This window comes from Phaeobacter sp. G2, from assembly GCA_025163595.1.
In the GTDB taxonomy this organism is placed as follows: domain Bacteria; phylum Pseudomonadota; class Alphaproteobacteria; order Rhodobacterales; family Rhodobacteraceae; genus Pseudophaeobacter.
This window is the reverse complement of record CP104100.1, coordinates 126,162-141,575: the sequence shown is the minus strand read 5'-3', so window position 1 is coordinate 141,575 and position 15,414 is coordinate 126,162. Positions and strand designations below refer to the sequence as shown.

Here is a 15,414-nt window from a genome sequence, read left to right as displayed (position 1 = left end):
GATATTTTGCCGATTCGGAGTATGGCGCTAAAAAGACGAGCAGGCGGTACAGGAAAAACACATGGACAGACGCGCATTTGGATTAAGTGCAGTTGCCAGCCTGGCAGTGGCGGGCTGCGGCAGAAGCAATTACGTGAGCCGTTTCAAGACCTATCACGGGCCAGAGGTGACCAGCGTTGTGGTCAACAAGGGCGCCCGCAAGGTCTATTTGTTGAACGGCGAAGGAATCCTGCGGGAATATAAGATGGACCTCGGGTTTGCGCCGCTTGGTCACAAGCAAGTCGAAGGCGATGGCAAAACCCCCGAAGGACTGTATCGCATTGACCGGCGCAACCCCAACAGCGCGTTCCATCTGTCGCTTGGTATCTCTTATCCAAACGCAGCCGATCGCGCCTATGCTCAGTCGCTGGGCAAACGCCCCGGTGGTGAGATCTTTATTCACGGTGAGCCCAACAGCGAAAAAGAGCGCAAGCGGGCCGCGCGGGTGTCTGACTGGACAGCAGGCTGTATCGCAGTGCGCAACCAAGAAATCGAAGAGATCTATGCCATGGTCCGAGACGGCACACCTATCGCGTTGCGGGCATAGTTCCGCGCAGAACACCTGTATTCATCCAAAAAAGAAGGGGCCCTGGTGGCCCCTTTTTGCTGTTCTGTTGTGGTGATTCCTGGCCTAGTTGGCCGTCACCAGCGTCCACCAGATCTTGCCATTGGATTCCTGGAACCAGGAAAAGCCCATCTGGGTTGCCTTGGGGTCCAAAATGACCGCGCGGGTGCTTGCCTCTTCCATCCAGGCGGTGAGCGTCTGAAGCTCATTTTCATAGGTTTCAGAGATGTTTTCACCCAGAACTGAGCCAGTATATCCAGTCCGCGCAACCCGGTCCAAGGGGGAGGATCCATCCGAGCCAAAGTGCCAGGGTCGGTTTTGCACCGACATGTCACGCGAATGGGTTGCAGCAGCAGCATTGAGCTGCGCGTTAAGCTGTATCGCTGGTGCGGCCGCAGCCTGGCGTAGCGCATTGACCGAATCCAGCATCCGCAGCTGAACCTTGTCGGCGTTTCGGATGCGGTAAGCCTTGCCGCCGCTTCCGTTTTCAGTCGTCGGCGTGCAGGCCGCTGCCAGCGCCAGAGTGGCGGCCATCAGAAATAAAAATACACGCTTCATCACAAGTCTCGCTCTATCATTCGTCCAAGCACTTAGCCTATCAAGCAGTCGCTGCGCAAACAGGCCTGCACCAATCTGCCCAGATATTTCATGGTTTGATTTGCGACTGCGGCTTTCAGGCCATACTATGGTGGGCAGCCTGGATTATAATGAGCAGGAAATTTCAGATGACACGATCCTTTTTCAATGGCGGTTCCCGTCGGCAGTTCCTTGCTGGAACTGCAGCCATGATAGCCTCACCTGCCTTGTCCCAAGTGGCGCCAGAACCTGAGGAAGAACAAGCCTTTGACCCATTGCGCCCGCCGCCCGAACCAGAACCGCCGGTAAAGCGAAATATCTCTGCTTTTCGGGCAAAACGCTGGCAGCCGTACTTTGATCATCTGCGCAAGGGAGCGATTCTTGTGGATATCGACAGCCGCGCTTTGCACTACTGGTCTGAAGATGGGAATAACTACAGACTTTTCCCCTCATCTGTCCCGCTGTCGAACGATCTGACCCGTCGGGGGCGAACGTCAATCACCCGTAAAGTAGACGGGCCCGGCTGGGCGCCGACACCGAATATGCGTAAGCGCAATCCGGAGTGGCCCGCCTACATTCCCCCCGGTCCTGATAACCCATTGGGAACACATGCTTTATACCTGGGTTGGAAGTACTATCGGATCCACGGAACCCACGACACGCGCAAGATTGGCCGCAGATCTTCCAATGGCTGTATCGGGCTCTATAACGAGCATATCGCCGAGCTGTTTGAGATGGCGAAAGTGGGTACGCAAGTGTTGCTTATTTGACGACATGCAGCGTTTCGAAAGCTGGAAAACACCAACAAGCAATTGCAATCTTGGGGCTTTACTGGTTAGAAAAAATCACGAGGTAAGTCTTGGGTGCGTAGGCCATTTTTGGGTCTGCGCTAATTCTGGAGGTTAACATGAACAAACTTGTACTCGCAGCCGCACTGACCGCCGCTGCATCCACCGCTTCTGCTGGCAACCTGGCTGAGCCAATCGTTGAGCCCGTAGTAATCGAAGAAGCTGCAACCAGCTCTTCCAGCGGCATCCTGCTGCCACTGCTGCTGCTCGTCCTGGTTGGCGCTGCTGTTGCAAGCAGCTAATTGCTGTGCATACGACTTTAAAAAGGCGGTGATTTATCACCGCCTTTTTTATTGTGCGCTTGCTGTCTGGGCGTGCTGAGGCTGCCCGTGCCGAACAGCACGGAAACAGCCCCAAGTCCGGTTTCTAGGACTGCGCGACCTCGGACAAAATGCTGTCCAAAGCGGCCAGAATCATCTCGACCCCTTCACTATCAATGGTCAAAGGCGGGCGGATCTTGAGGATGTTGTCCTTTGGCCCTTCGCTGCCGATCAGAATACGATGGTCCCGCATGCGGTTTTTCACATAGGAACAGATCTGCGTCGCCTCAGACCCATCCTCTGTGATCAGCTCTACCCCCAGAAACAGCCCCATGCCGCGCACATCACCAATGCTGGCGTGTTTGTCCTGCAATGCCGTGAGGCCCGTGATCAGTCCTGCGCCCATCATGCGGGCGTTCTGCTGCAGGGCTTCGTCATCCACGATGTCCAGAACCTCTTTGCCCATGCGACAGGACAGTGTTGAGCCGCCAAAGGTCGAAAAGAACTCAGGCCCCTTGGCAAAGCTGTCGGCGATGGCGCGGGTGGTGACCAGCACGCCAATGGGATGGCCATTGCCAATGGGTTTGCCCATGACCACGATATCAGGGCTGGCGCCCTGGTGTTCAAAGCCAAAATAATACTCTCCCAGACGGCCCAATCCGGTCTGAACCTCATCAGCGATACAAATGCCCCCCGCGGCGCGGATCTTGTCATAGACCGCTGGCAGGTAGCCCTTGGGGGGGATGATCTGGCCCCCAACCGAGGGAAAGGTCTCAGCGATAAAGCCGGCGATTCCATTGCCGCGCTGTTGCAACGCGGCAATGGCGGGATCTACCAGATCGGCAAACTTCTGCGCCCGGTTAGGATCATCGCGGCGATAGCTGCCACGATAGTCATCCGCAACTTCGACAAGCTCGACCCAATCAGATTTGCCAATGCCGCCCTTGGCGTTGAATTTATAGGCAGAGACGTCAATCGCCCCGGTGGTGTTGCCGTGATAGCCGTGATCTGGCGTGACCATGCCTTTGGCACCAGTATGGGCGCGGGCCAATCGCAGAGCCAGCTCGTTGGCTTCACTGCCGGAATTGACAAAAAAGCACACCTCCAAATGGTCCGGAAGCTTGGACAGGATCTTATCGGCAAAGGCGGTTTGCGCCGGGTGCAGGTAGCGGGTGTTGGAGTTCATCCGTTTCAGCTGGTCCGCCGCTATGGCCTGAATGCGGGGATGGGCGTGGCCGACGTGGGGTACGTTGTTATAGGCGTCCAGGTAGGGGCGCCCCCATTCATCAAAAAGATGGTGTTTCCAGCCGCGCACCAGCATCACCGGATCAGCATAGGTGAGGCTGAGATTGCCGCCAAAATGATCCTTGCGACCCTGTTGAATCGCCTCCTTGCTGGTGGGTTCATAGCGACACTTGTCATCTGGCAGGTTCAGTAGCGCCGCCGGATTGGGGCAGAGGGCCCGCCACAGATACATCTCGTCCGGGTCACCAACGCCGGGCCAGTCGGCCTCGATCCCTTGGGTGGTCAGCGCCAGCTGGAAATGCACATGTGGCGCCCAGCCACCATTCATGCTGGCATCGCCCAGGCGGCAGAACGCGGCGCCTTGCTCAATTTGGTCGCCAACCTTGAGCCGGGAGCAGCATTCGGGGTTGAGATGGCCGTAAAGCGTGTAAAACGGATCTCCCGCCGGGGTCACATGGCGCAGGATGATCACCCCGCCATAATCAAGATGCCCGGTGCGGTTTTCCACCACAAAGACCTCGCCGGCCAGGGGCGCAAACATAGGCGTGCCAGCCGGGGCAAAGGCGTCCACTGCCAGATGTACAGTGCGCCGGTTGCTGGCCTTGTAGGGCCCTTTGCGAAAGGCGGGTTCGGCGTAGATCAGCCGTGGCTCGTGGTAATACCCCAGCCAGATCTTGCCGCCATCTTCGAATTCTTCCCCAACCCGCGCGGCCTCTGTCAGGGGCATGTGGAATGGGTTCTGCGGCCAGGTGGAGTTTTCCACCGAGAGCGAGCCCATGGGGGCATCAGACAGGTCTTCGCCCATGATGTTGGCAAAATTGCCGCGCTCAGACTTGATCCATTGCATGACACGATCGGCACCATCCACGACTGGCATGTCGCAGGCGGCCCGCAGCCGCGCCGACAGCAATCCGGGGTGGATGCCCACCCCTTCGAGAAAGCGCCAGGCGGGGGCCTGGGAAATGGTCACATAGGGGTCATCGGGGTTTTCCGCCGCCATCAGGGTCGAATTCACCACGCTGACTGCCAGTCGCATCCGCAGCAACGGATAGACCAGATCAACTTCCTGCGGGGTCAGCGGATAGGCGCTGTGATAGCCTGCCACCAATGCGGCCAGCGCCGCCTCGGGATCTGCGTGATCCAGCACGATATAGGCGGCGGCAATCGCCAGGTCACAGACACGCGGCGCGGCGCATATATCGCCCAGATCAATCAGGCCTGAAACCTGGCGTGGCGCGGTCAGCTCACCGGTGACCATGATGTTGTAATCATTGGCATCATTGTGGATGGCCTGCTTGGGGAGGGTCGCCAAAACAGGCTCTAACTTGGCAAACTCAGTGTCGATCTCCCGAATAAGGCTCTGTCTGGCGGGCTCCGCAATGGAGTCGATTTCAGAGCCTACCCAGCCGGCGCGCATCAGGTCCCATTTGAAATCGCGCTGCAATCCGAGGTGCTGGAAATCGGCCAGAGCCTTGCCTGCGCCGCCCAGCACCGCGCCGACCTCATGGATCAACGACAGGGTTTTGGGGGCGGCATTGGCGTAGCATTTGCCGGGCAGGCATTCGAGCACCCAGCACAACCGCGCAGCGCCCTCTGCGTCCGGCAGCGACAACATGGCAGCACCGTCAGCGGCAGGGATAACCCGTGGGCAGGGCAGATCCGGGCTGCGGGTGGCGATATGTTGAAAGGCCTGCACCTGCATCTCGACCAGCCAGGCCTCGCAGCCGGGGCGCATGGCCTTGAGAATATAGCCGGTGCCCTCTGTGTCTGTAGCCATGAAGTTGAGATCATATTCGCCGTCCAAGCGGCGCAGATCTGCGGTGATGCCCCAATGGGAATTCAGGGCATCAGCCCAGTGCTGTAGGTTCATTATAATCGTCTCCCCGTCTGCCGAAAACTGGCAGTCCAATATTGGATCCTATTTGGACCAGGGAGGGGAGATTAGTCCAGCCAACCTTTGAGATTATTCTCGATGACGCCGGCGAGCGCCGCGATATGGTCGTCATCATCGTTGAGGCAGGGGATATAGAGGAAGTCCTCGCCGCCGGCCTCTTCAAAGCTCTCTTTGATCTCTTCGTTGATTTCTTCCAGGGTCTCGATGCAGTCGGCGGAAAAGGCCGGGGCCATTACCGCGATGTTTTTCTTGCCTTCTTTGGCCAGGGTAGCAACGTGATCGACGGTATAGGGTTTCAGCCATTCCTCTGGGCCAAAGACCGATTGAAACGTGGTGGTGATCTGCGTGTCGTCCCATCCGAGCCGCTCGCGCAGCAGTCGCGTGGTTTTCTGACACTGACAGTGGTAGGGATCCCCCTGCATCAGATAGCGTTTTGGCATGCCATGGTAGGAGACCACCAGAATGTCGGGACGTTTGTCGGCCTTACCATAGGCCTCTTCCACCGAGCGGGCCAGGGCCTCAATATAGGAGGGTTGGTCAAAATAGGGTTGAATCGTGCGCGCAGCCGGTTGCCAGGTTTCCTCCATCAGGGCGCGAAAGAACTGGTCATTGGCAGTGCCGGATGTGGCGCCGGCATAATGCGGGTAGAGCGGCACAAACAGGATCTTTTGGCAGCCGGCCTCAACCATGGCGCGGACTTTGGATTTCGTCGACGGGTTGCCATAGCGCATGCAGTAATCGACCATGACCTGATCGCCATACCGCTGGGACATCACCCCAGACATCTTGGCTGTCTGGTCTTTGGTGATGGTCATCAGCGGGCTTTCGCCCTTGTCGTGATTCCAGATCGATTTATAAGCCGCGCCCGAGGAAAATGGCCGTTTGGTCAGGATGATCAATTGCAACAGCGGCTGCCATTTCCAGGATGGGTAGTCGATCACACGCTTGTCTGACAGGAATTCGCCCAGATAGCGGCGCATCGGCCAATAGCTGTAATCATCCGGAGTGCCGAGGTTTGCCAGCAGGATGCCGACCTTTTCGCCTTTGATCTTTGGATGATCTGCTGGCGCGTGGGCGGGGCAGGTGGCGGGAGCGGAAGAATCCAACATAGGGGTGGTGGTCCTGTATTTGCGGCAAAGCGTTGCTTGTGGAAACCATGGCGTGGGTCACACTTGGCCATAATCTATGACGTTACGGTGCCAAAGGCCAATTGGATCATATTGGCGCAGTGATTTGTTTTTCTTATTGGCGCGGTTGCGGGCCTATTTGGGCAATTTTGTCTCTGGCACTTTCAGCGCCTCTGATAGGCGCATTTTGGCAGAGCCGGGGCGCAGGGGTTTCTGCTGGGTCTCAGACGGCGACCAGCCGGTAAGGCAGACCAGCTCGAATGTGGCGGGCAGCTTGCCGTTGTCCAGGGCGAAATGCTCCCGGTAGATCGCCTCGGTCTCGGCGAACAGAGCGCGGGGGCTGGGGTGTTTCAGGCGCTGGTTCAATGCATTGGCCTCACCCATGGCGCGCAGCTCTTGCATCAGGTGCAGACTGTCACGGTATTGCGCTGTCAGGGGAACGACATCTGCAACCGGCAAGGAAAATCCGGCCCGTTGCAGCAGGCCGCCGAGATCACGAACCTCCCCCATGGGGGCAATACGCGGCGACAGCCCGCCGGTCACACGGGTTTCAGCCTCGGCCAGGGCGCTACGCAGCTCGTGTAGGGTGCGCCCACCCAGCATCACAGCTAGCAGCAGCCCATCCTCGGCAAGGGCACGCCTACATTGAATCAGCTGCCCAACCGGATCATTGGCCCAATGCAGGCTCATCGCGTGAATCACCAGATCATGGGCGCCGGGAGTAAGGTCCAGCACCTCCTCATCGGGCACAATCCGGGCCTCTGGGAAGCTATTTCGCCAAATATTAGCAAAAGGTGAAACAATCGCAGGTTTTGTAAAGGTCCTGTTAACCAATGTTAAGCGATCTTCAACCTCATCCCGTGCCAGCTCGTGAAGGAACAATGCCTCAGGCTGGTGGCGGGTGCGATGGATTGCCAATGCTTGGCGGTCAAACAGCTCTGGCTGTGATTTGGGTGCTTGCGTCATGGGGGCTATTTAGATGTTGCGCGCGCAGTTTCAAACCGCTGTTTCGCTTGTTTATCCCCCAAAATGTCTGGGTTGTGATGAATTGGTTGAGCAGGACTTTGGCCTGTGTGGCACCTGTTGGGGGGAGGCTCACTTCATCAGTGGCACGGTCTGCGAGGGCTGCGGTGTGCCATTGCCGGGTGATGAGGACGGGCACCGCCTGGACTGCGATGAATGTATGTCGATGGCCCGCCCCTGGAGCCAGGGCCGGGCGGCGATGCTGTATAAGGACAAGGCGCGCAATCTGGTAATGGCCTTGAAACATGGCGATCGCACCGATCTTGCTGCGCCAGCCGCGAGCTGGATCGAACGGGCCGCGGCGCCCTTGCTACGCGACAATCCTTTGGTGTGTCCGGTGCCGCTGCATTGGTCACGGCTGTTGAAACGGCGGTATAATCAGTCTGCCCTTTTGGCTGAACACCTGTCGCGCCAGGCGCGGCTGGATCACTGGCCGGATATGTTAAAGCGGGTAAAAGTGACCCCCAGCCTGGAGGGCAAAACCCGGGCGCAGCGGTTTTCGGCGCTGAGCCAGGCCATTGTGGCGCATCCTCGGCATCGCACTTTGATGCAGGGGCGGGTGGTTTTACTGGTGGACGATGTCATGACCTCGGGCGCCACCCTGACGGCCTGCGCCGATGCCTGCCGTGCTGCCGGGGCGGCAGATGTGCGGGTTGCGGTGCTGGCGCGGGTCACACGGGCGTGATCCGGGCGTGCTGTGACTGGCAATGATTGCAATGCGGGCCCATATGGCTCAGAACCAAGACAACCTGACAAATGGAGACCCGCATGAAATCGGTCGAAATCTACACCTCGCCACTTTGTGGTTTTTGCCACGCGGCCAAACGCCTGCTGAACCAGAAAGGCGTGGAATTTTCCGAGGTCAACGTGTTGACCAACCCGAGCCGTAAGCAGGAGATGATCCAGCGCGCCAATGGCGGCTATACCGTGCCGCAGATCTTTATTGGCGATACCCATGTGGGCGGCTGTGATGAGCTCTATGCGCTGGAGCAAGCAGGCAAGCTGGATCCACTGCTCGCCGCCTGAACCCTAGATAATAGTACCGGAAGGGACCCCTGATGCGCGCCGCCCTGTTGCAGATCACATCGAGCGACTCTCCCAGTGAAAACCTTGACCTGCTTCAGCGTCTGATCGCTGAGGCGGTTGAAAACGGCGCCGGGTTTGTTCTCACCCCAGAGGTGAGCAATTGCGTTTCCCTAAGCCGGGCGCATCAGCAAGAGGTTCTGTGTCTTGAAGAAGACGACCCGACGCTTGCTGCCCTGTGTGCCAGTGCCGCTGACCATAACATCTGGCTGTCGCTGGGCTCATTTGGGGTCAAAACCCATGACGGCGATGGCCGCTTTGCCAATCGGCAGTTTTTGATTTCCCCACAGGGGGAGATCACCGCGCGCTATGACAAGATCCATATGTTTGATGTCGAGGTCACCCCGGAAGAGACCTTTCGGGAATCCGATGGCTACCGGCCAGGCAACCGCGCTGTTGTGGCCAAGACCCCCTTTGGTAGTTTGGGGCTGACCATCTGTTATGATCTGCGCTTTCCACATCTGCACCGGGCCCTGGCCCAGGCAGGAGCTGAAATTCTAATCGCCCCGGCGGCCTTTTCGCCGGTTACAGGTGCGGCCCATTGGCACGCATTGCTGCAGGCCCGCGCGATTGAGACCGGGTGTTACGTGCTGGCCGCAGCGCAGACGGGGACCCATAAAACCAGCAGGGGCGCAGTGCGAAAAACCTACGGCCATTCCTTAGTGGTTGCCCCCTGGGGTGAAATTCTGTCGGATGCGGGCAGGGCTGCGGGGATAAGTTACGTTGATCTTGATATGGGAAAAGTGGCAGAAGCACGCAGGCGTGTCCCTGCGCTGACCCATGATCGAGAGTTTAACGGACCCTGATGGAAGAATCCCATTCCCTGGCGGTCTCGCTGTTTAGCGAGATCTTGATGGCGGACCAGCTGGCGCGTTCGCGTCTTAGCAAAGCCTTACCCAAGGGAATGGAACTGTCGCATTTCTCTGTTCTCAATCACCTGACTCGCACCGGGGTCGAACGTTCTCCGGCGCAATTGGCCAAGGCCTTTCACGTCACGCGCGGCGCCATGACCAATACGCTGAACAAGCTGGAAGTGGCGGGCTATATCCATATCCGCCCGGATTGGGATGATGCCCGGCGCAAGATGGTGGCGATCAGCCCAGCAGGGCGACAGGCTCGTGACGCAGCCCTGGCCAGCATTGTGCCGCTGATTTCCGAGGTGGTGAATGATCTTGGTGGCGACCGTGTCCGCGCGACGCTGCCGATTCTGCGTGAGCTGCGGGCAAAACTGGAATCCACAGCCTAATTCTTTTCCGACAATTTGGACTGCAAATTGAAAAAGGGATGCCAGTGCCAAACTATGTCAGTTTGGGTCAGGCATCCCTTTGTGTCCAACTGAACCCACTGTCGAGATGTGAGTGGTGGCAGAACCAAAGCAATAATGCGCTTTGGCATATGGGTTCAACTGGGCGCTTCGGTCTGGTGGCCATATGCTGGCCAGACTGAGCGCTGTGAAACGGACTTTGAAACGGGCCATAAAAGAACAAGCCCTAAAAGGTAAGTCATAATTACCTTATTTGTTTTGAGCCGATTTCCAAAGGTGGCAAAAGATTACGACTCACCTATCCAAAAGGATAGGTGGGTCGCATCATCAAGGTGTCCCGGGGGAGGGGTTCTGCGCCTTAGCGCTCTTTTATGCTGGCGGTAACATAGTTGACCGACAGGTCCCGATCCGAGATCGACCATTTCCAGCTTATCGGATTAAACACAAATCCCTGCGGTCTACCGGTGTCAGCCCGGCCTTTTGCAGCAGCTCCACCAGCTCGTCCGGGGTGATGAATTTATGCCATTCATGGGTGCCACGCGGCAGCCAACGCATCACCACCTCAGCGCCAAAAATGGCCATGGCATAGCTTTTGGGATTGCGGTTGATGGTTGAACAGATCTCCAACCCGCCGGGTTTCAGCAGCTGACGGGTGGCGGTGAGATAGCTCAGAGGGTCTGCCACATGCTCGACCACCTCCATGTTCAAAACCACATCAAACTGTTCCCCTGCGGCGGCCATGTCTTCGGCGGTGGTATGGCGATAGTCGATGGTGAGGCCGGTCTGTTCCGCATGCAGTCGCGCCACCGGCAGATTGCCCGCTGCCGCATCGGCGCCGGTGACCTCGGCGCCAAGACGCGCCATGGGTTCACACAGCAGGCCGCCGCCGCAGCCAATATCCAGCAGGCGCAGCCCTTTGAACGGTTCTGGCTGAGTCAGATCGCGGTCAAATTCTCCGGCAATCTGGCTGGTGATATAGTCCAGACGGCAGGGGTTCAGCATGTGCAACGGCTTGAATTTGCCATTGGGATCCCACCATTCGGCTGCCATCGCCTCAAACTTTGCGATTTCTGCCGGGTCGACCGTGGATTGAGGCGCTTGCATTCCTGTCTCCGTATGTTCTTTTGTACGCTATGATGTCATCTAGGTCAGTAATGGACAAATTCTCGGATCAAAAGCGCGCAGTGCATTATCTTTATCCTCCGGTTGATACTTTTGACCAGCGGATGCTGGAGGTAGGACAGGGCCACAAAGTGTATGTGGAGCAATCGGGGAACCCGCGGGGGATCCCGGTGGTGGTCTGCCATGGCGGCCCTGGTGGTGGCAGCAGCCCAGCGATGCGGCGCTATTTTGATCCCATGGTCTACCGGATTATCCTGTTCGATCAGCGCGGCTGTGGACGGTCGCAGCCCCATGCCTCCTGCGAGGATAACACCACCTGGCATTTGGTTTCCGACATGGAGGAGATCCGCAGGCAGCTGCAGATTGAAACCTGGCTGGTCTTTGGCGGTAGCTGGGGTGCCACCTTGTCGCTGATCTATGCACAAACCCACCCGGAACGGGTGATGCAGATCATACTGCGCGGGGTGTTTTTGATGACCGCTGCCGAGCTGGACTGGTTTTACGGCGGCGGCGCTGGGCGGTTTTGGCCAGAGCCCTGGGCCAAATTTGTCGCCCCTATCCCCGAGGCTGAGCGCGGTGATTTGATCGCGGCCTATAACAAACGGCTGTTTTCAGGCAACCGCAGCGAAGAGGTCCGGCTTGGCCGCAGCTGGTCGGCCTGGGAAAATGCGCTGGCGTCGATCCATTCCAACGGCACCTCGATTGAGGGCCCCGGCGACTATGCCCGTGCCTTTGCCCGGCTGGAGAATCATTATTTCACCCATCGCGGTTTTCTCGATTTTGATGGGCAAATCCTGGCCAATATGGGCCGCATTTCACATATTCCCGGCACCATTGTGCAGGGGCGCTATGATATGATCTGCCCGCCTGTGTCGGCCTGGAAACTGAATGAGCTGTGGCCAAATGCGGAATTGATCATGGTGCGCAATGCAGGGCATGCTTTGTCAGAGCCGGGAATCAGCGCAGAGCTGGTGCTGGCCATGGACCGCATTGCCGAGGAACTGCTGCCTTGACCCGTATCGACCGCCGCGCCCTTTTTACCTCTGGTGCCGCTGCCGCTTTGCTGGCGGCGACTGGCACCTCGCTTGCGGCCTCACCGCGGGCAGGCGGCGCATTACGTCTGGCCTTGCCGCGGGAAAGCGGCCTGCTGGATCTGGTGGCCCGTGGGGCGGTGCTGGATTGTTTGACCGAGATTGCCCCGGATGGGCTGCTGCGGGCGGAACTGGCCTCCGCCTGGGAAAGCCGTGACGCCGCACAGGTCTGGCGGTTTGATCTGCGCCAGGATGTGTCGTTTCACGATGGCACGCCGCTGCAGGCTGCAGATGTTGTGGCTTCGCTGCAGGGGCGTTCTGTAGCGGGGGCTGACCAGATGGTTGACCAGATGTCGGTGACCGCGCTGGATCTGTACCGGGTTGAAATTCAACTGGCCCAGCCCAATCCGCATCTGCCCTATCTGTTGGCAGGCCCGGACCATGTGATCGCGCCACAGGGGGCGGTCGATGTGCCCCTGGCACAATTGGTGGGCAGCGGCTGTTACCAGGTTGAACGCGCCCAGGACGGGCGGCATTTTCGCGCCACCAAGGTGGCGGGGCACTACAAGGACGGTCAGGCCGGTTGGGTTGATAGCCTGGAGGTGATTGTCATTCCCGACGCCGCTGTCCGGGCTGAGGCCCTGCGCGATGGCTTTGTCGATGTGGCAGCCCTGCCGCAGCCAGCCGAATTGTTGAAACGCGGTGGCTTTCTCTATCACCCTTCGGCTGAGGACATGGCCTTGGCGACCCGATCAGATGTGGGCATTCCCCGCGTGGTGGGGCAGCAATCCGCGCTGGACGATGGCCGTATCGCCGAACGCTGGTGGCGGCTGTGACCTGAGCTGCCGTTGCGCTTGGCAGGGCCGCTGAAAGAGGCCTGGTTTTGGGCTGACCCGCTGCAACCCTGGCCTTGGCAACAGAAGGCTTGCAGATTCGTAACAAGGGGCGTATATGGCTTTTCAACAGCGGCGTGTTGAGCTCTGGTTCAAGACACCTCCGGATTAGTTCAACGGGCCGCGCGCCCGTTTTTTTGTGTCCTTCGGGATGCTGAATCCACCGCCCAACCTGATTGTGGCCAACCCGATTGTGGGAAGCTTAATGACCAACGACCTGATTGCCAAAGCCGCGATTGACCGCCGCCTGGCCGAAATCCTTGTCCCTGTGATCGAGGATCTCGGCTACGAGCTGGTGCGCATTCGCCTGATGTCCGGCAAAACCACGACGCTGCAAATCATGGCTGACAAGCCTGAAGGCGGCATCGAGGTGGATGACTGTGCTATCGTTTCCAGCGCGGTGAGCGCCACGCTGGATGTTGAGGATCCGATCCTTGATACCTATACGCTGGAGGTCTCCAGCCCCGGCATCGATCGGCCGCTGACCCGGCTGAAAGACTTTGATATGTTTGAAGGCTACGAGGCCAAGCTGGAAACCGATGAGCTGGTTGGTGGGCGCCGCCGCTTTAAGGGTGAGCTGGCGGGCACCGAAGGGGATGAGGTCCTGATCAACATCGAAGATCAGGGCAAGACTGTTACCATTGGTCTGAAATTTGATTGGCTCTCGGATGCCAAACTGGTTCTGACCGATGATCTGATCACGGAAATGCTGCGTCAGCGCAAAGCTGCCGGCACATTAAACGAAGACGCATTCGACGAGATCGAGGCCGAAGGGTCCGAAGAGGAGAACAAGTAATGGCTATCACCTCTGCAAACCAGCTAGAGCTGTTGCAAACTGCCGAAGCTGTGGCACGCGAAAAGATGATCGACCCCGGTTTGGTGGTTGACGCGATGGAAGAGAGCCTCGCCCGTGCCGCCAAGAGCCGCTACGGCAGCGAGATGGATATCCGCGTGTCGATCGACCGCAAGACCGGCAAGGCGACCTTTACCCGTGTGCGCTCGGTTGTTGAGGATGAGGCGCTGGAAAACTACCAGGCTGAATTCACCGTCGAGCAGGCCAAACAGTATATGGAAGATCCCAAAGTCGGGGATACCTTCGTAGAAGAAGTTCCCCCAGTGGAAATGGGCCGCATCGCGGCGCAATCGGCCAAGCAGGTTATTCTGCAGCGGGTGCGCGAAGCAGAGCGGGACCGCCAGTTCGAAGAATTCCAGGATCGTGCCGGCACCATTATCAATGCGCTGGTCAAACGCGAAGAATACGGCAATGTTATCGTCGATGTGGGCGCGGGCGAAGGCATCCTGCGTCGCAACGAGAAAATTGGCCGCGAGAGCTATCGCCCCAATGACCGTATCCGCTGCTACATTAAGGACGTGCGCCGCGAGCCCCGTGGCCCGCAGATCTTCCTGAGCCGGACCGCGCCAGAATTCATGGCCGAATTGTTTAAGATGGAAGTTCCGGAAATCTATGACGGCATTATCCAGATCAAAGCTGTAGCCCGGGATCCCGGTTCGCGCGCAAAAATCGCTGTGATCTCTAACGATGGTTCGATTGATCCGGTTGGTGCCTGTGTGGGTATGCGCGGCAGCCGGGTTCAGGCTGTTGTCAACGAACTGCAGGGTGAGAAGATCGACATCATTCCATGGAATGATGATCAGCCCACCTTCCTGGTGAACGCGCTGCAGCCTGCCGAGGTCTCCAAGGTTGTTCTGGACGAAGAAGCCGGCAAGATCGAAGTTGTGGTGCCCGAAGAGCAGCTGAGCCTGGCGATCGGTCGCCGGGGTCAGAACGTGCGTCTGGCTTCGCAGCTGACCGGGCTTGATATCGACATCATGACCGAAGAAGAAGAATCGGCCCGCCGCCAGAAGGAATTCGAAGCGCGCACTGGCCTGTTCATGGAAACGCTGGATCTGGACGAATTCTTTGCTCAGCTGCTGGTTTCCGAAGGGTTCACCAACCTGGAAGAAGTTGCCTATGTTGAGCTCGACGAGCTGACGGTTATTGACGGTGTTGACGAAGGCACCGCCGAGGAATTGCAGGCCCGTGCCCGCGACTACTTGGAAGCCAAGGCAAAAGCAGCAATTGATGCGGCCCGCGCGCTGGGCGCCGAGGACAGCCTGATCCAGTTTGATGGTCTGACCCCGGTCATGATCGAAGCCCTGGCCAAGGACGACATCAAGACGCTGGAAGATTTTGCAACCTGTGCCGATTGGGAACTTGCCGGTGGCTGGACCAACGACAACGGTGAGCGGATCAAGGATGACGGCATTCTGGAGCCCTTTGGCATGAGCCTGGAAGAGGCACAGGACCTGGTCATGACCGCGCGTGTCATGCTGGGCTGGGTGGATCCTGATGATCTGATCGGTGCCGAGGATGGTGCAGAAGATCTCGTCGAAGGTGACGAAGAGGAAGCCGAGGCGTAAGCCTCGGGTTTCCGGATAGGAGA

The 15,414-nt window shown here is 58.2% G+C and carries 15 protein-coding genes and 1 pseudogene; 11 read left to right on the top strand and 5 right to left on the bottom strand.

The genetic code is table 11. The features are described from left to right. The first annotated feature begins 61 nt into the window (after positions 1–61). Positions 62–586 carry a L,D-transpeptidase family protein gene (locus N1037_00695; protein UWS79567.1) on the top strand — a complete coding sequence of 175 codons (525 nt, stop codon included), beginning with the start codon at positions 62–64 and terminating at the stop codon, positions 584–586. Positions 587–670: 84 nt separating this feature from the next. Here the strand turns inward: N1037_00695 and N1037_00690 are convergent, their stop codons facing one another. Then, positions 671–1,162, bottom strand: coding sequence for a CAP domain-containing protein (locus tag N1037_00690; GenBank protein UWS79566.1), 492 nt, complete (start codon positions 1,160–1,162; stop codon positions 671–673). Between the two features lie 167 nt (positions 1,163–1,329). Between N1037_00690 and N1037_00685 the strand changes: the two genes are divergently transcribed. Together N1037_00685 and N1037_00680 are read left to right on the top strand one after the other, a co-directional pair. Continuing rightward, complete coding sequence (locus N1037_00685) at positions 1,330–1,950, top strand: L,D-transpeptidase family protein (GenBank protein ID UWS79565.1); 621 nt, start codon at positions 1,330–1,332, stop codon at positions 1,948–1,950. Positions 1,951–2,087: 137 nt separating this feature from the next. Next, positions 2,088–2,270: a hypothetical protein gene (locus N1037_00680; GenBank protein ID UWS79564.1), complete on the top strand. Its 183-nt coding sequence runs from the start codon at positions 2,088–2,090 to the stop codon at positions 2,268–2,270. A gap of 124 nt (positions 2,271–2,394) precedes the next feature. Here the strand turns inward: N1037_00680 and N1037_00675 are convergent, their stop codons facing one another. The 3 genes from N1037_00675 to N1037_00665 all read right to left on the bottom strand — a co-directional run bounded on the left by N1037_00675 (position 2,395) and on the right by N1037_00665 (position 7,520). Next, positions 2,395–5,403, bottom strand: coding sequence for an aminotransferase class III-fold pyridoxal phosphate-dependent enzyme (locus tag N1037_00675; protein ID UWS79563.1), 3,009 nt, complete (start codon positions 5,401–5,403; stop codon positions 2,395–2,397). A 71-nt stretch (positions 5,404–5,474) separates the two neighbouring features. Next, positions 5,475–6,536, bottom strand: coding sequence for a ferrochelatase (gene hemH, locus N1037_00670; protein ID UWS79562.1), 1,062 nt, complete (start codon positions 6,534–6,536; stop codon positions 5,475–5,477). Between the two features lie 153 nt (positions 6,537–6,689). After that, the gene (locus N1037_00665) at positions 6,690–7,520 is read right to left on the bottom strand and encodes an SAM-dependent methyltransferase (GenBank protein UWS79561.1); all 831 of its coding nucleotides are present in this window, start codon (positions 7,518–7,520) and stop codon (positions 6,690–6,692) included. A gap of 13 nt (positions 7,521–7,533) precedes the next feature. Here N1037_00665 and N1037_00660 point away from each other — a divergent pair, with 13 nt between their 5' ends. The 4 genes from N1037_00660 to N1037_00645 all read left to right on the top strand — a co-directional run bounded on the left by N1037_00660 (position 7,534) and on the right by N1037_00645 (position 9,906). Continuing rightward, positions 7,534–8,262 carry a double zinc ribbon domain-containing protein gene (locus N1037_00660; protein ID UWS79560.1) on the top strand — a complete coding sequence of 243 codons (729 nt, stop codon included), beginning with the start codon at positions 7,534–7,536 and terminating at the stop codon, positions 8,260–8,262. 83 nt (positions 8,263–8,345) lie between these two features. Next, positions 8,346–8,603, top strand: coding sequence for a glutaredoxin 3 (grxC, locus tag N1037_00655; GenBank protein UWS79559.1), 258 nt, complete (start codon positions 8,346–8,348; stop codon positions 8,601–8,603). 32 nt (positions 8,604–8,635) lie between these two features. Next, complete coding sequence (locus N1037_00650) at positions 8,636–9,466, top strand: carbon-nitrogen hydrolase family protein (protein UWS79558.1); 831 nt, start codon at positions 8,636–8,638, stop codon at positions 9,464–9,466. Next, positions 9,466–9,906 (top strand): MarR family transcriptional regulator, encoded by a 441-nt coding sequence (locus N1037_00645; protein UWS79557.1) that lies wholly within the window; start codon positions 9,466–9,468, stop codon positions 9,904–9,906. The genes N1037_00650 and N1037_00645 overlap by 1 nt, the downstream gene beginning before the upstream one ends. Before the next feature lie 376 nt (positions 9,907–10,282). Here the strand turns inward: N1037_00645 and ubiG are convergent. Then, a pseudogene (gene ubiG / locus N1037_00640) lies at positions 10,283–11,028 on the bottom strand (bifunctional 2-polyprenyl-6-hydroxyphenol methylase/3-demethylubiquinol 3-O-methyltransferase UbiG). 50 nt (positions 11,029–11,078) lie between these two features. On the opposite strand from ubiG, the gene pip reads away from it, so the two are divergent. The 4 genes from pip to nusA all read left to right on the top strand — a co-directional run bounded on the left by pip (position 11,079) and on the right by nusA (position 15,391). Next, positions 11,079–12,059, top strand: coding sequence for a prolyl aminopeptidase (pip, locus tag N1037_00635; GenBank protein ID UWS79556.1), 981 nt, complete (start codon positions 11,079–11,081; stop codon positions 12,057–12,059). Further along, positions 12,056–12,913: an ABC transporter substrate-binding protein gene (locus tag N1037_00630; GenBank protein ID UWS79555.1), complete on the top strand. Its 858-nt coding sequence runs from the start codon at positions 12,056–12,058 to the stop codon at positions 12,911–12,913. Before pip ends, N1037_00630 begins: the two co-directional genes overlap by 4 nt. Positions 12,914–13,175: 262 nt before the next feature. Next, positions 13,176–13,766: a ribosome maturation factor RimP gene (gene rimP, locus N1037_00625; protein UWS79554.1), complete on the top strand. Its 591-nt coding sequence runs from the start codon at positions 13,176–13,178 to the stop codon at positions 13,764–13,766. Then, positions 13,766–15,391 carry a transcription termination factor NusA gene (gene nusA / locus N1037_00620; GenBank protein ID UWS79553.1) on the top strand — a complete coding sequence of 542 codons (1,626 nt, stop codon included), beginning with the start codon at positions 13,766–13,768 and terminating at the stop codon, positions 15,389–15,391. Before rimP ends, nusA begins: the two co-directional genes overlap by 1 nt. Positions 15,392–15,414: the final 23 nt, after the last annotated feature.

Bases quoted from the DNA above. Each gene is read 5' to 3' on its own strand.
- N1037_00665 (UWS79561.1), bottom strand. From the start codon at position 7,520: ATGACGCAAGCACCCAAATCACAGCCAGAGCTGTTTGACCGCCAAGCA.
- N1037_00650 (UWS79558.1), top strand. From the start codon at position 8,636: ATGCGCGCCGCCCTGTTGCAGATCACATCGAGCGACTCTCCCAGTGAA.
- N1037_00685 (UWS79565.1), top strand. From the start codon at position 1,330: ATGACACGATCCTTTTTCAATGGCGGTTCCCGTCGGCAGTTCCTTGCT.
- N1037_00695 (UWS79567.1), top strand. From the start codon at position 62: ATGGACAGACGCGCATTTGGATTAAGTGCAGTTGCCAGCCTGGCAGTG.
- N1037_00645 (UWS79557.1), top strand. From the start codon at position 9,466: ATGGAAGAATCCCATTCCCTGGCGGTCTCGCTGTTTAGCGAGATCTTG.
- grxC (UWS79559.1), top strand. From the start codon at position 8,346: ATGAAATCGGTCGAAATCTACACCTCGCCACTTTGTGGTTTTTGCCAC.
- N1037_00680 (UWS79564.1), top strand. From the start codon at position 2,088: ATGAACAAACTTGTACTCGCAGCCGCACTGACCGCCGCTGCATCCACC.
- N1037_00690 (UWS79566.1), bottom strand. From the start codon at position 1,162: ATGAAGCGTGTATTTTTATTTCTGATGGCCGCCACTCTGGCGCTGGCA.
- N1037_00660 (UWS79560.1), top strand. From the start codon at position 7,534: ATGTTGCGCGCGCAGTTTCAAACCGCTGTTTCGCTTGTTTATCCCCCA.
- nusA (UWS79553.1), top strand. From the start codon at position 13,766: ATGGCTATCACCTCTGCAAACCAGCTAGAGCTGTTGCAAACTGCCGAA.
- hemH (UWS79562.1), bottom strand. From the start codon at position 6,536: ATGTTGGATTCTTCCGCTCCCGCCACCTGCCCCGCCCACGCGCCAGCA.
- rimP (UWS79554.1), top strand. From the start codon at position 13,176: ATGACCAACGACCTGATTGCCAAAGCCGCGATTGACCGCCGCCTGGCC.
- N1037_00675 (UWS79563.1), bottom strand. From the start codon at position 5,403: ATGAACCTACAGCACTGGGCTGATGCCCTGAATTCCCATTGGGGCATC.
- pip (UWS79556.1), top strand. From the start codon at position 11,079: ATGGACAAATTCTCGGATCAAAAGCGCGCAGTGCATTATCTTTATCCT.